This is a genomic window from Candidatus Phycosocius bacilliformis, assembly GCF_003112735.1.
In the GTDB taxonomy this organism is placed as follows: Bacteria; Pseudomonadota; Alphaproteobacteria; order Caulobacterales; family Aquidulcibacteraceae; genus Aquidulcibacter; species Aquidulcibacter bacilliformis.
Genome location: NZ_BFBR01000017.1, coordinates 1 through 860, shown reverse-complemented (window position 1 = coordinate 860; position 860 = coordinate 1). Strand labels below are relative to the sequence as shown.

The following is an 860-nucleotide window of genomic DNA, read 5'->3' as shown; positions in this document are numbered from 1 at the left end:
GGGGCCGATGCCTTTGATGGCGCGCAGGCGCTTTTCTTGAACTTTGATGCGTGGATCGGACTTTATAAGGTCAGCGATCTGTTGCTCGATCTTATCGATTTGGGTGTTGATAAAGCTGATTTCGGCGTTGAGGAAGTCAGTGATATGGTGACTACCTGGGGCCTTGAAGCGGTTGGTGGCCATTGTGCGTTGATCCAAGAGCGCTTGGCGGTGCTTGACAAGGGATTGAAGTTTTTCTCGTTTTGGGTCCGGCGGTGTCCAGCGCGGAAGAGAGCTGAACCGATCTTGGCCGTAGAGTGCAAGACCATAAGCGTCGATTGCATCGGTCTTTGCTCGCACGCCATGGGAGGTGATGAAGGCCTTCACCCTGGCACCATCAGCCCTGTGAATGGGGATTGAGAGCTTGGTAGCAGCTTCGAGAAGCTGGCGTTCATAGCCTCCGGTGACTTCACAAACGATCAAATCAATCTGGCCGAGAGTGATCAGAGCCTTTGTAATATCAGCGACTTTGTTTGCTATAGTTTGCACCCCGGCGCAGACCGGGCGACCGTCTCGCACTTGTTTCAGCACGATGTTGGCTTTTGCAACGTCCGCACCAATGATGATGCGGCCCTCGACTTTCTCGTCGTTCTGGATCATGTTTGCCTCGCTTTGGATTGTCTGCGGGCTTAGCCAAAAGCTAGCCCAATCAAGTCAACAAGCTGTTCAAAGCTGGTGACGCTGGCAGACCTCGATGACAACGGGCCTCAAACCCGATCCCGGCACGGTCGTACCAACGTCGGCAATTTGGTGGGCGGCCACCCACCAAATTGCCTAACCAGCCCAACCATACTGACACATCACAAACAGACAATCCCGGA

Annotated in this window: 1 protein-coding gene; it reads right to left on the bottom strand. The window is 53.8% G+C overall.

The annotated features are described in order from the left end of the window. A partial coding sequence (locus PbB2_RS15815) for an IS110 family transposase (RefSeq protein ID WP_145959886.1) occupies positions 1-639 on the bottom strand: 639 nt, incomplete at its 3' end. Between the last annotated feature and the right edge of the window lie 221 nt (positions 640-860).